14 protein-coding genes are annotated in these 14189 nt (G+C 36.7%); 5 read left to right on the top strand and 9 right to left on the bottom strand.

Going from position 1 to position 14189, the window contains the following annotated elements; translation table 11 throughout:
• Positions 1-181: 181 nt before the first annotated feature.
• A complete protein-coding gene (locus G7051_RS05430) occupies positions 182-1480 on the top strand; it encodes a histidine-type phosphatase (RefSeq protein WP_166198951.1) in 1299 nt (432 codons plus the stop codon).
• An 83-nt stretch (positions 1481-1563) separates the two neighbouring features.
• Positions 1564-2943, top strand: coding sequence for a CotH kinase family protein (locus tag G7051_RS05425; RefSeq protein WP_166198950.1), 1380 nt, complete (start codon positions 1564-1566; stop codon positions 2941-2943).
• A 70-nt stretch (positions 2944-3013) separates the two neighbouring features.
• Here the strand turns inward: G7051_RS05425 and G7051_RS05420 are convergent, their stop codons facing one another.
• The 4 genes from G7051_RS05420 to G7051_RS05405 form a co-directional block, all read right to left on the bottom strand.
• Positions 3014-3643, bottom strand: coding sequence for a porin family protein (locus G7051_RS05420; RefSeq protein ID WP_166198949.1), 630 nt, complete (start codon positions 3641-3643; stop codon positions 3014-3016).
• Positions 3644-3831: 188 nt separating this feature from the next.
• Positions 3832-4551, bottom strand: a complete 720-nt coding sequence (locus G7051_RS05415; RefSeq protein ID WP_255493327.1) for a DUF1062 domain-containing protein — start codon at positions 4549-4551, stop codon at positions 3832-3834.
• A 268-nt stretch (positions 4552-4819) separates the two neighbouring features.
• Complete coding sequence (locus G7051_RS05410) at positions 4820-5275, bottom strand: Spy/CpxP family protein refolding chaperone (protein WP_166198948.1); 456 nt, start codon at positions 5273-5275, stop codon at positions 4820-4822.
• Between the two features lies 1 nt (position 5276).
• Positions 5277-6713, bottom strand: coding sequence for a S41 family peptidase (locus tag G7051_RS05405; protein WP_166198947.1), 1437 nt, complete (start codon positions 6711-6713; stop codon positions 5277-5279).
• A 1060-nt stretch (positions 6714-7773) separates the two neighbouring features.
• Between G7051_RS05405 and G7051_RS05400 the strand changes: the two genes are divergently transcribed.
• On the top strand, positions 7774-8061 hold the full coding sequence (locus tag G7051_RS05400; protein ID WP_166112135.1) for a putative quinol monooxygenase: 288 nt from the start codon (positions 7774-7776) through the stop codon (positions 8059-8061).
• A 48-nt stretch (positions 8062-8109) separates the two neighbouring features.
• Here G7051_RS05400 and G7051_RS05395 read toward each other — a convergent pair whose 3' ends face one another.
• From G7051_RS05395 to G7051_RS05385, 3 genes are all read right to left on the bottom strand, one after another.
• Entirely contained in the window at positions 8110-8799 is a 690-nt protein-coding gene (locus G7051_RS05395; RefSeq protein WP_166198946.1) for a VIT family protein, read from the bottom strand.
• 135 nt (positions 8800-8934) lie between these two features.
• Positions 8935-9369 carry a VOC family protein gene (locus tag G7051_RS05390; protein WP_166198945.1) on the bottom strand — a complete coding sequence of 145 codons (435 nt, stop codon included), beginning with the start codon at positions 9367-9369 and terminating at the stop codon, positions 8935-8937.
• A gap of 1 nt (position 9370) precedes the next feature.
• Positions 9371-9817, bottom strand: a complete 447-nt coding sequence (locus tag G7051_RS05385; protein WP_166198944.1) for a helix-turn-helix domain-containing protein — start codon at positions 9815-9817, stop codon at positions 9371-9373.
• Between the two features lie 529 nt (positions 9818-10346).
• Between G7051_RS05385 and G7051_RS05380 the strand changes: the two genes are divergently transcribed.
• Positions 10347-10616, top strand: a complete 270-nt coding sequence (locus G7051_RS05380) for a hypothetical protein (RefSeq protein WP_166198943.1) — start codon at positions 10347-10349, stop codon at positions 10614-10616.
• 308 nt (positions 10617-10924) lie between these two features.
• Positions 10925-11800, top strand: a complete 876-nt coding sequence (locus G7051_RS05375) for an OmpA family protein (RefSeq protein ID WP_166198942.1) — start codon at positions 10925-10927, stop codon at positions 11798-11800.
• A 124-nt stretch (positions 11801-11924) separates the two neighbouring features.
• Here the strand turns inward: G7051_RS05375 and G7051_RS05370 are convergent, their stop codons facing one another.
• On the bottom strand, positions 11925-12995 hold the full coding sequence (locus G7051_RS05370) for a sensor histidine kinase (protein WP_166198941.1): 1071 nt from the start codon (positions 12993-12995) through the stop codon (positions 11925-11927).
• Positions 12996-12997: 2 nt separating this feature from the next.
• Positions 12998-14041 (bottom strand): sensor histidine kinase, encoded by a 1044-nt coding sequence (locus G7051_RS05365; protein WP_166198940.1) that lies wholly within the window; start codon positions 14039-14041, stop codon positions 12998-13000.
• Between the last annotated feature and the right edge of the window lie 148 nt (positions 14042-14189).

The following is a 14189-nucleotide window of genomic DNA, read 5'->3' as shown; positions in this document are numbered from 1 at the left end:
CTTTTATTGTAATATACAATAAAAACACGACATTCTTTTTCTGAAAGCGCGTGATGCGTCTCATTCATGTGACAAAAGCTGCTTTGAAATAATAGGCAGCTTTTAGTAACTCAACTGGAATACAGTCGGTTTTTATAATTTTTTTAACTTAAGGTTTTATGCCTTACCTCTTAAAATGTAAATGATGAAAAGACTAAATCTGAAAAGTACCTGTTTGTTATCTGTAATCTTACTCTTGAATATCAGTTCCCTATGGGGGCAGACCACAAAAGAAGAAATGTTTGCGACACCTGAGAAAACAGGCAGTGTTTACTATGCTTATCCTTCTGATGAAATTGTAGCCCAAACATCGGTTCCCAAAGGATATGAACCCTTTTATATCAGCCATTATGGTCGCCATGGATCACGTTATCTGATCAGTGACGATGATTATAAGTGGGTACTTGATCTTCTGGAAGATGCAAACAAAGTTAATGCACTTACCCCTTTGGGCATAGATGCTTATAATCGATTGAGCAAAGTCTGGATAGAAGCCGAAGGGCATGGAGGTGATCTTTCGCCTTTAGGCGTACGTCAGCAACGAGGTATTGCCGAACGGATGTACAAGTCGTTTCCTCAGATATTTACCGATAGTGTTAAACTGTCGGCACGCTCAACGGTTATTATACGCTGTGTGTTAAGCATGGATGCTTTCAGCGAACGGTTGAAAGAGTTCAATCCTACATTGGATATTACTCGCGAATCGAGCAATAAGTATATGAAGTATCTGAACTATCATACCAATGAGGCATTAGACTTCAGAGCAAAGAACGGCGGAATATGGCGTGAAGAATACCGCAAGTTTGAGCAAAGTCATACCAAACCCGAGAGGTTGGTAAACTCGTTATTTTCGGATAGTACTTATATCGTAAAAAAAGTAAATCCATTTTCTCTAATGTGGGCACTATACTGGATTGCAGGTGATATGCAGAATATGGAGACCAACGTGTCTTTTTATGATCTGTTCGAAAAGCAAGAACTTTTCGATCTGTGGCAGTGTGTAAACTACCGTCATTATGTGTGTGATGCAACTTCGGCACAAAACGGAGGTATAATGATGGGGAACGCCAAACCGCTCCTTCGTAATATTCTCGACAGTGCCAATGAGGTAATTCACTCTAACGGCAAAGGGGGAACATTCCGTTTCGGACACGATGGTAATCTTATGCCTCTTGCTGCTCTTCTTCATTTGCAAGGTTGTTACAACAGTGTAGCAGACCCTGCCGAGTTTTATAAGACCTGGAGCGATTTCAAGATTGTGCCTATGGCAGGAAATGTACAGATTGTATTTTTCAGGAAGAAAGGCTCCGACGATATATTGGTGAAGTTCCTCTTGCACGAAAACGAAATAACGATTCCGCCCATAAAGAGCGATATACTACCTTATTACCATTGGAAAGATGTAGAGGCTTATTATATGTCTCTGCTCGAAAATAAATAACAGGAGTAAACACACTCATTAATTTCTTAACACGGTATAATGCTATGCACATTGTGTAGTTTATTAATTAAAAATTTTACAAGATGAAAAAGAAAAGTATTTTTGACAATCCCAAGCTGAAAGAAATTTTCGACTTGGAGGCTCTACCCGAAGTTACTCTGGAAATTAAAGTGGCAGACTGGAATAGGTTGCTTGAAGCCTTTGACGCAGCCCCCGATGTTAATTTTTGGATTCCGGGAGATTTTGTTTTCAGTGGTAATGATCATATTGCTGCACAAAAAGTTCCCAATGTAGGTTTAAGGGTCAGGGGAAATAGTAGCCGTAATCGCCCTGAGGGAAATGAAGGAGAACATCATAATCCTAAAAATCCGGTTTGGCGTCAGGCAAGTTTTGCATTGCAATTCGGTAGAAATGTCCCGGGACAAAGGTTTGAAAGTTTATCCAGACTTGATCTTAAATTTATCAGGGAAGATCCAACCCGTATTCGCGAAGTATACAGTTTCGATCTGTATCAGGAAGCCGGAGTATATTCGGGACCTCTGATGAGTATGTGCAGATTTTTCATCCACATCATTGATGGAGGGGCTAAGCCTGCTTACTTCGGTATTTATAAACTGAAGGAATTTATTGAGGATGATTATCTTGATGCTCGAAAGACCTATTTTGGAGACGATAATCCGGGCAGCCATATTCCTTTTCTATGGAAGGGTGATAATGGTGCAGCCTTAAATAACTATGATCCTTCTGTTATTGAAGATCGTGGTATTTACGATCTGCGGACAAATACATCCAGCCGTAAAGTAGCTAATGCACAGCTAACAAGCTTTGTCCGTAACCTTGTTACGCTGAAAGGTGATGCTCTGAAGAACTGGGCTCATGAGGCAATGGATGTTAAATTACTACTCAAGTCTTATTTGATAAATGTAATCTGTGGAAATATGGACGATTATTGGGCTAACGCCAATAACTTCAACTTTTATTTTAACACACATGGTAAATTCTTTTTTATACCGAATGATTTTGATACTACGTTAGGAACAGGTTGGGGAATTGATGCCGGAACTCAGGATATATTTGACTGGGGTAACCCCGGTCATCCTTTAATTCAAAAGCTATTGAGTGTCTCTGATTTTTTGCATTTGTATATATCGGCTTTCTATGAACTTACTAACGCAAACGATGGCCCATTTTATGTTAGCAGAAGTATTCACCGTATCGAAAACTGGTATACTTTAATAAGGCCTTATCTTTGGGACGATACTATACATCTAGCCTGTCATAACGATGAGGCAGGATGTGTATTACAACTTCCGAATAAGAATCATCAAACACCATTTGAAGATAGACCTGCTTGGTGGACATCCGGAGGAAATAATCGAGACTATCGTTTGCTGGAAAGAGGACGGTGGAACTTCTTTGAAGTTAGTGGTGATAAAGAACGTATACCCCAAATACACGATTGATAAGACTATAATGAAAAGAAAAAGCGAGTTCAAAGCTCGCTTTTTTATGATTGCTATGGTTAAGCTTTTATCAGAAAAAATATCCTGCCGATAGGCTTACGTGACCCGCTCTCATCTTTCCTTTTTCAGATCCGCTGATGTCATTCGCTCCGTATTGATTACCTAAGGTCAATACGAATTTTTTCATCTCAATACCTACGCCGATTCCAAAACCATAATCAAAACGCTTCATGTTCGAATCTTTTGCATAAAGTTTATTATCTACCTTTACACCATCTATTTTGCCTGCTACCTTTCCATACATATTGTAACCGACGTAAGGACCTCCATATACAAATAGTTTAGAATCGGATTGACCCAGATTGAATTTGGCTTTCAGGTTGATCGGTAATTGTAAGGTGTTTAATGTTATCTGTCCGTCTTTCATTCCGAAAGAGTTTTCTTTCTTCAGGTTTGCTCCGTGATTCAGATACATTAACTCCGGTTGAATAGAGAACATTTCCGACAATGAGTATTCCAGCATACCTCCAAAATGATATCCGAATCTTCCATTATATTGATCGGCATTTATACCTTGATTACTTCCACTTGTGTACAGGAACGACAGATTTCCTCCTGCTTTAACTCCGAAGCGGACTTGTGCACTAGCTGTTGCGATGAAACAAAGAATGATTATTAATACTACTACTAGCTTTTTCATAACGGTTGTCTTTTATTTTAATTTGTTTTTTGATTATTTATACTGCGAAGATATATCCTATCAATAAGCAGATTTTAGATAAGAGACAGAACGCCTCTGTTTGTATACCAAATGCTTGCTTTTGTATATTAGAGGTGAGTACAAAGAAAAAGCAGCAGGATATCCTGCTGCTTTTTCTTTGAGTATGGTTACTCTTTTTTGAGATATGTATATAGCTTATTACGATTGACAGTAACTCTAATCCCATCTTTGACTTTGGCTTTTTTGGCAGAACCTAAAGGGCGAATTGTAAGTATGCCACCTTCGAGCATCTTGCCCAATTGATTTGATGAGGTGCCGAAACACTGCCTGATTAATGATGTTAATTTCAAATCGAGATTGAAGTTTGATCTTATCTCGAACACAACTATATCTTCTTCCATCTTCACGATATCTTCGAATGTTGTATTCTCATGGACTATGTTATATTCAATATTACTATGATCCGACTCCAGGTTGTTTCGCTTTGCAGTTTCTGTATCGAAAGCGTATTTCCATGCTGTCTCCTCATCGTTCATCATAAATTTTTGATATAGTTCTTTATCAATCAATTCGGGTCGGGTACGAGACAGGATAGTGATATTACATGTGTTATCGCATTTGATACATTTATAGATCAGCCAGACATCAATACTCTTTTTCTGCGAGTTGAGTCTGAATTTATCACTGCAATAATATAGATTGCTGTTTTTGCATTTACTGCATTTTCTTTTAAATAAAGGCGTATCGGTAGGTATAACTTCCCAAATAAAATGTCGGATCGTATTATTGTTTTTGCTTACTGATTCTGTCGAGATATACTGCTTAATATCCTTCTCTATATTTTTCATCTGCATGGTATGCATATATAAATCTATCTGCTTGATCATATTGAATGGTCAAGAGAATCGATTGGGTAACAGGAATACGATACTTCTGTTAATGAGAGTATTGTAAACCAATAATAAGTTTTAGGAATGAAAAATTTATCAGAGCTGTGAGCCCCAATAAAAAGATATATCAGCCTGTAGTGTAAAGGCTAATATTAAGCAGTAATATATAAGAGAATTATTCTCAAAGCACAGATTTTTATGATTTCTGGTGCAAAGGTATTTATTTTTTTTGAAAGTATGCCTGATATTTAAATGTTTATACTCATCACCAGTCTGTAGAGTCTAAATAAGCGATCTGTTCCGGGTCTAGTAATTTTCTGATTTTCTTTCTGGAGTCGAGTACTATGTTATCTAATTTATCTTCGAGTTTTGCAATTTCCCTCTCTTTATTACCGATCTCTTTGGCATTAGTCGGATCGTTGGCATATAAAGTCTCCAGCTGAAAGATTCTATTTGTAAGAGTTTGACTTACTCCGATGAGTTTTTTTTTAGCTTTACTGTTGATATCTTCGATCTTTTTGCGTTGATTATCATTTAGATGAGGTATGCTATTCCAGTCCTTCAGGACTTCGGTTTCATAAAGAGGGTGAGCTCGTACATCATCTACTAGTACAGGTCGTCTTCTGCTATTTAGTTGAGGGGTTTGCGAATATGCCACCCCTGTACATGTAGCAGACAATAATGTAACTATAATGAAAGTCTTGATGCTCAATGATTTCATGTTATTCTTGTAAGTTATTCATGGGAACTAACACCCTGTTATCAACAATACCTTTGTTGCTCCAAGGTTTTCTCTCAACAGACGAACCCTGAGATTGAAGTAGTTTTGCATCTGCCTGAGTGTTGCGTACACCAGATACTCCTGTGATTTTTTGGATAGCTGTTTGTAACATTACCTCCTGCAAATCGCCGAGAGCAAATTTGTGTACGTTATTATCGATTAACTCTTCATCGGGGGTGAATCCTTTTTCGAAGTCGGAAGTTCCGTTCGAATTGAAATACTTCAAAACAATAGGTTGCATCCCCCATTTGTTTGTGCTGCTGTTCTCTTGATCATATATTGTGTAAGAACCTACATTTTTACCCACGGTAGTAGTTCCGATAAGATATACGTTCATGTATGGTTTAAGCCCGTTGATAAGCATTTCGCTGGCTGAGGCAGTCAAATTACTGGTAAGTACATAAAGAGATCTTATAGTACCCGGATTATTGAGCTTTTCTTGCTTTGTTTTATTCACTTCAATTTTATCCATGAATTTATCGGTCAAAGATCCGGCCCCGTATTTCTTTACATAAGCAGCTTGATACAGTGAGTTGAATTGTACGGAACTAAATACCTTGTCAGTACTTAAATCGGGTACAATAAGGCTCGAAAGAATAACACCCGATAGCATGGAGCCTCCGCTATTGTAACGTAAATCGAGCACAAGGTCGGTGATACCTTTTGATTTGAAGCCGGCAAATACTTTATTCAATTGAAGATCATACTGCCTGTCTCCACTTCCGTTATCATTGGCAAAAAAGTTATACACAAGATAACCTATTTTTTTATTGCTAACAGTGTACGTGCTATCCATATAAACCGGATTCTCAGCATATTTACTTATTTTTCCAATTGTTTTATTCGTTTGATTAACAAACTCAGAGTCTACAAATGTAATTTGAGCTGTGCTGTTTTGTCCCGATAGGAGAGCTCTCCAGTTCGTTGTAGTCAGAGCAACCCCATCTACTTTAGTAAAAAGGTCGCCTCTCTTCAATCCTGCCGATTGTGCGGGTGTATTGGGTTTCACATATGCAATTTGGCCAACAACCAGATCCGAACCTTCGGAAATAAGATATCCTACATATTCAAAACCTATATCGCCGCTGCTAACACCGCTGAGTGACGACATCAAATCCAGATAATTATCTTGTATCCACGAAAAACGATCGCTCTTGTTCAGTAAGGTATCGAAAAATTTATCAGGGCTTAAACTTTTATCAGGATTCGAGGGTAGTGTTTCATTCCATAAGTAATACATCCCCATTTGTTCATATATCCAATCATTTACATAGGTCGGACTTTTAGGGTCAGGTTTCGTGATACCATCGTCATCAGAGCTGCACGAACTAAGTATAAATAAAGGAAGTGAAAGGAGTATTATCAGTTTTATTTTCATCGGAGTTTAGTTTAATAATTGTATGAGTGTATTGTTATGTGCATATATCTTAAGTTCGCAGAACTATTTATTGCTTTGATCGGCAAAATAACGATAAGCAATTATATTCTTAAAATTTATTGTTAAATATTTAATCTTTGCAAATATACAATTTCGTATAACATACGAATCTTACTTGTCACTTTATTTCATCTTTTTCTGTAAAAAATAAACTGACAATAAACTATCATTGGTTACAGAAAGTACACAAAAAGGGTAAAAAGGTGACAAGTGAAGTGTCATTTTTGCGATTTTTGTAAATGTCTAGAATACAGTCTTTAATGAGTGAAAAGATTACAAACATTACAAAAGTGACACATTTTTTGTAATTCTTATTTTCTCTTATTTTAATGTCAATAGTCATATCTTATTATTTAAGTTATTCAGTAGTTGATATTATATGTTCTATTAAATTCATTTTTCTACGCGCAATCAAAGATTGCTTGTATTCCTTTTGCCCAAAGCCGCAAAAGGAATCAAAAAGGCTTTGTGCTGCGTGGCTCGCCTGTCTGACTTAAGCTTACAGGCTAAACTAAACTTATTGCCTTTCGGCACGTTTAGTTTTACGCCTGCTTCGCTTGTCAGCCAACGGCTGTGCCACTGATGCACTGGGGCTGACGCTTGCAAATGGCTTTTGTCCGTCAGGCTTCCGACCTAGGCGTTTGCACGGGGTACTCGCAGGGCGAAGAAAGCGTTAAGAAACAAAAGGAAATCAACGATAAAAGTTTTTCTTTTGTTTTAGCTTTCGAGTCCTTAGCGGGTCGGGCAAAAGGTACAGTCTTGATCTTTTGTTTCGTTTTGCATCAAGGCAAAATGAAAAACAAACCCAAAGGGTGCGTTAGTAAAATAGAACATTAAACAGAACAAATCAACTACAGATTCCTGTCATTTATATCTTTATAGATAAATATCCCTACTTCAGACTCTTACTCTATTAACTATTTATTTGTCTCTCAGCAGATTTTATACAAATAGTATTCTTAACTTTACTAATCATATATACAGAAACCAATAAATAGTTATGATTAAAGTAATTGCCGAAGATTTTATAAAAGAAGAATATCTCGAAATAGTCAAACCGCTTTATGCAGAGTTAGTTGCTAAGACAAAAGAAGAGAAAGATTGCATTGAGTATAATTTGTATATAGATCAGGAAGACAAAACGCATTTTGTTTTTATCGAAGAATGGCCCGATCACGATGCTTTGGACAGACATTGTCAAACAGAGCATTTTAGACGCCTTGTTCCTGCTATTAATAAACACCAGTCTAAAGAATGTGTTTTTACAATCATGGATATATTTAGCTAAATATATCCTGATCGGTTTTATATTTGCTAGTTTCGTTATAAGTATTTATTACGATGTTTTCACTCCGAATATATATCCTACCGCAGCGGTGATAAACATGGCAACAGTTCCCCAGAAGCATATTCTGGCAACGGCCTTAGAAATATTCGAACCTCCCATTTTTGCTGCCATTGTTCCCGATATTGCCAAAAATAAAATGGCAAATGCATACTGATAGAAAACCATTCCTTTTAGGGGAGCCAAAACAGCAACCAGTAAAGGAAGTATTCCTCCCGAAACAAAAGAAGCCGCCGATGCCATTGCAGCCTGTAAGGGGTTGGGCTTGGTCATGTCGTTGATGCCCAGTTCATCATGTGCATGAGCCTCCAGTGCATTATGATCCATCAGTTGTTGGGCAACCTTCATGGCCAGATCTTCGTCGAGTCCTCTTTTTTGATAAATACCTGCCAATTCGTCGAGTTCCTGTTGGGGATTGTCTTCAAGTTCTTTTTTTTCTCTCTTAAGATCTGCTGTTTCGACATCGGTTTGTGAACTTACCGAAACATATTCTCCTGCCGCCATCGAGCAAGCCCCAGCCACCAGTCCGGCTAAAGCCGCCAAAGTGATCGAATGCCTCGAAGCATCGGCTGCCGCCACTCCTATAACAAGGCTGGTTGTAGATAAGATACCGTCATTTGCTCCCAAAACAGCTGCTCTTAGCCAATTGGTGCGGTTTGTATAATGGTTTTCGTGATGCATTGTGTTATTCGTTTTATATCGTTATAGAGGCAAACATACAGCTTGTTTTCGGATATGCGTCTGTAATGGAATGAAAAGAACGAAAATCGTCTAAAACAAAAAACTCCCGAAGTCTTCCGGAAGTTTTTTTGTTATTTATTCTGCAATGACCAGCATGTCATTGTCATCAAATATCCAACTGTCGGCATAAGCCACTTCCCAATAATATCCGTCTAAGTCTTGGAAATAACCGCCATAGCCTCCCCAGAAAGTCGGCTTGGGGCTTTTTATTATTTTTCCTCCCCATTCTTCTATTTGGGTAAAAACTAAATCGACCTCTTCTTTTGTTTTGGCATTATAGGCTAATGTAAACCCGTTAAAGCCTGTTGATATTTTAGGAGGATCAGATTCGTTGATATCTTTTGCAAGTTCTTCGAGCGGATAAAGGGCAAGCTTTGTACCTCCGTTATTGAAAAATACAATCGATGGATTTTCTTCGGTACTTGGGGTGATGAATCCTAGCTTTTTGTAAAATTCGGCTGCTTTAGCAACGTCTTTAACGCCTAGTGTTGTAATATTTATTCTGTTCATATTACTTCTTGCTTAATTTCTCAACCTCTTTTTTCAGTTCATCTATTTGCTTATCCTTTTCTTTTAAAAGCCTTTCGTATAATTCGGAAACTTTATCAATCGGATTGTATATATTCTCTTCTTTTTCAATAATTTTTTGAACATTAATATCCCCTTGTGAATTTTCGGTTTGGGTCATTGTTATTTCATTCTCATATACATTATAAGAATTTATAACTTCTTCCGGCTCAAAATTCTTCAGGAAATTAACCGGAACATTAAGAGCAGTTGCAAATTTATCAAGAACGGCATCTTCGATTACCTCATCCAATTCCAAAGCAGATACTTTGCTTTGTGATAGATTTAGTCTGAAAGCCAAGTCTTCCTGAGTAACATTCTGACTGGTTCTTACAATTCGTATATTTCGCCCGTGATGAACTTTTTTCTTTTTTTCGGCAACAGCTTCCATATTTATATATCGTTATCAGTTGATTAAACAAATGTGTATTCGTCAAGTTTAGTGCTAAATTAAGATATTTTACCCCAACTCAGATAATAATTTATCGCATTCTTGATTTTTCTTTTTCAAAAGTAAGAAATCGCTTGGTAATCAACAAATATAATATCGTGCAGTAAAATATTTTATTGCACGAGAAGAACTTATTTTTGTAATAGCACATTTCAAACTGATTAATATGAATGAAAAACAAAAAATAAAAGAATATCTATATCTTTGCCTTGTCAGAAATGACAAGACATAGTATAATATAAGGTATTAAGCGTTTAGCTGATTCAGTGTAGAACAAAAGTCGAAATTAGTAAAAGCACATCGAAACAGTAGAACGCCCATCCCGTCTTATTTGATATAGGGCGGGAGGCGTTTCCTATTGGTGCTTAGGGCTTCGACTCCCTGTTCTACAGATAGGCTAATGTCCTCCCGCTTCTTTATTAGCATAAGGCTTGTTTTGGAGGAATCCAAGCATAATAAACGATACACTATGTCAACAAACACCGTAAAATCCAATGCTTCATCTGTAATCTGTAGTTGTTCAGTTGCATCTATACCTGTTGCAGCCTCCCAATGTATAGGGTTATCCTTTGGTGAGATCTTGAAAATTCACAAGACTTACCACATCCTAAAACCTGTAAAGAAGAATTCCGATTTGATAGTCGAAATACGTTTTTCGGAAGCTACACTCTCGTGTCTCATTCGGGATGATGTCTGTATAGATGCCTTTTTTCAAACCGATGATATAGATCAATTATAGTTAGCCATTACAACCAATCTGTGTTTATTAACCTTAATCTAGTTGTTTGTAAAATAAGGAGAGAAAGGGGTAGTGATAGTTCATTCCCCCTTTTGAAAAGCTTTATTATTGTTTAGATGAAGATAAATCAGCGAACTTTATCGATTCCGAAAACTCTTCTACGAAGATCACTTATAGACTATAAGGTATTACGTATTCCTTTCAAATCTATTTTTAATCAATATAAACGATACAGTCCCAAACTATTAGCGAATATCATTGTTATAAATATTAATTGCATATTAAATTAATATAATAAGATTCAGGCTATGAAATATTCATTTTGGTCGCTGCTGATATTAACAGCAAGTATAATGTTTACAGGATGTGTAAGCAAGGGGAAATTTAGAAATTTAGAGACCGATTATAAGCAATTGCAGGCAGACTATCAGGGAAGCCAATTGCAGCTGACGGAGAATCGTACTCGAGTGGCGAGCCTTGAAGAAACTTTGGCCGATGCCCGAAAAAATAATGACGAGCTGCGTGCCGCTTTAGCCGAAATGCAGGGTTCTCTGAATAAGAGCCTTCAGCATAACTCTCAAGGTAATGCCAATATTGGAAAATTGGTAGATGAAATCAATGCTTCCAACCGCTTTATTCAACATTTAGTGCAAGCTAAAAACAGATCAGATTCTTTGAATCTTGTCATGGTGAATAATCTTACCCGTTCACTTACTCGCGAAGAAATGCAGGATCTCGATATTCAAGTGCTGAAAGGCGTTGTGTATATTTCTTTGGCTGATAATATGCTGTATCGTTCGGGAAGTTTCGAAATAAGCGATAAAGCAGGTCAAACACTCAGTAAAATCGCTAAAATTATCTTAGATTATAAAGATTATGATGTATTGGTAGAAGGAAATACAGACCCGGATGCCATTTCTCGTCCTAATATCCGTAACAACTGGGACTTGAGTGCGTTACGTGGATCGTCAGTTGTTCAGGCTCTGCAAAATACCTATGGAGTTGATCCAAAACGTCTGACTGCTGCCGGACGTGGAGAGTATAATCCGATTGTAAGCAATAGTACTGCCGAAGGAAAAGCCCGCAACCGCCGGACAGAGATAATTATTACTCCAAAACTCGATCAGTTTATGGAGTTGATCGAACAGGCTCCGGCTCCTACAAGTTCTGCTGGTCTAAATTAATTTTCTTTGATATAAAGACTTTCACATAATAAAGGTTGCCTTTGAAATATGAGGCAACCTTTACTGTTATTATAATGGGAGTAAAGTTTGTTTTATTCAGTTACTTTTCAACGCAATAATAGTATTATAGTTCAAGTGTTAATTTTGCCATGTACACTTGTTCTGTTTCCTTTCTCTCCAATGAGTAGCTGTTGTCATAAAGTAGGTTCAATCTACGGGATATATTACTTAATCCGATTCCGCCTGTTTTCTGTTGAATCGGCTTTGCTGGCTTAGAATTCTCACAGATAAAGGTCAACATGTTATTCTCTATGGTGAACAACAGGTTTACATATGAAGTCCTGCTGCTATCCGAATTGTGCTTAACAGCATTTTCTACAAATGGAATAAACAATAAAGGAGCAATAGATATATTATCTATATTTCCTCTTGTCTGAATTTCAAATTCAAAATGGTCACGTCTTACTTTCTCCAAATCCAGATAATCAGTTAAAAAACGGATATCATCCGTTAATCGTACTTTTTCTTTCATGCTATCTTCAAGCTGGAATTTTAGCAGGTCATCCAACTTAGTCAGCATACAGGAAGCCATCTCAGGCTCATCATCCACCAATATATTCGCATTGTTGATAATATTGAATAGGAAGTGCGGATTTATCTGGCTTTTCAGAAATGTAAGTTCTGTCTGCAGAGTAGCTGCTTTCAGATCATTAGTCCGTTGATTCTCTTCTGTCCACTTTCTGAAAACCGTAAATGCCGCCACTCCGGCGCACTGTAAACCAAAAGTCACACCGGAAGGTAATATTATTAACATTATTAAAAAGAAATTACGGGATGGAACCTGTTTTAAAATCCCCGTATTCGGCTTTTCAAATAAAACAACAATCAAGGCAATAATAAATAAGCAAACAAGTATGATTGCAACTATTGACAATATATATTTCAATAGCTTCTTTTTTACCAGATAGCGTGGTACAAAAATGTAAGCATTCGGATAGATTATCAAATTGAGGATAAGATAGAAGCCTAAAAATGTAACGAATCGGCCTACCGACAGAGGTAACTGCCCCGGTACAGGACAAAAAACATCAAAGGCATATATCAATGCAAATAATTGCAATAATAAATGTCTGTGAACATGATACTTTTTATCATTTAGATAATATAATATTGTTTTTTTCTTTATTTGATCCATTATTATTCGGTAATACAATTAAGTTGGAGCTCTGTCTTGCCTTCGACCATTGATAAAATATAGTTGCCCGGATACATTAAATTTAACCTTTGTTTTACAGCGAAAAGTTGAACCTCTGACAATAGAGCTTTGTTTGTAGATTGACAGCTAAAAAACAAACTGTTTTCTATTCTTTTAAGACTTAAACGTAAACACACGTGCTTTTCAATAGATTCTGTTCTATTCGCAGCATTTTGTATAAAAGGAATGAGTAATAAAGGGGGAAGTAATAGTTCTTTGATATTATTCTCGAAGGTAAACTCATATTCAAATTGATTGCAATATATTTGCTCCAAGTCAAGGTAGTTCTTTATAAAATTTATTTCGGCACTTAATAATACTCTGTCTCTGTTACAATCATACAATTGGTACCTTAGTAATTGTCCAAGCCTGATTAACATATCGGATGCCTTCTTCGAATCAGTCTTAGTTAACTCCGAAGTCCTGTTCAGAATATTGGATAGAAAAGTCGGGGAAATCTGTTCTTTTAAGCGGTTTAATTGCGATTGTATATATTCCTCTTCGATTTTCTTCATTCGTTCGTTTTCCAATATTTGATGCTTAAATAATACAGTGGCGGATATCCCCAGTATACACATCATATTTATCGTAGAAGTAGGAATGAGTTGAATAAATACAAGCGGAGTATAGGATGTTATTTTATAGGGCATCTCAAACAAAGTGCGTACAATATGTTCCATCCCAATAAGATATGCTATCTGAATAAATATGATAAAAAAGAACCCTGCTAAATAAATTCTATATCGTTGTCCCAACAAAAAGCGGGGAACTAAATAATAAATATTTACATACAATGTCGATAGATATACCATAAGGGTGATTGAGACAAGAAAAGGTCTGTAATCTGTTATAGTGGCAATATTATCCCGAAAGATATAAGTAATCTGCCGATAGGATATTATTGCAAATGCAAGAATAAACAGGATATGTCTCCATATCCTGTATTTAGGATCAACAAAAAAATTATACAGTCTCGATTTTATCATATGCTAGTTATTGGTGATGTGCTGTCAAATTTACATTAAAAATCTAAGGGGTATAGTATGTTGAAGAATGAAGCTGCCCTTTTTCCTGAGTCTATAATGCTTTTTCAGATGTTTCTTTCTTATCCACTTTCGACCTCTTTTAGTTATC

Source organism: Dysgonomonas sp. HDW5B (assembly GCF_011299335.1).
Classification (GTDB): Bacteria; Bacteroidota; Bacteroidia; order Bacteroidales; family Dysgonomonadaceae; genus Dysgonomonas_A.
The sequence above is the reverse complement of the archived record's forward strand: the minus strand, read 5'-3'. Positions and strand labels throughout refer to the sequence as shown.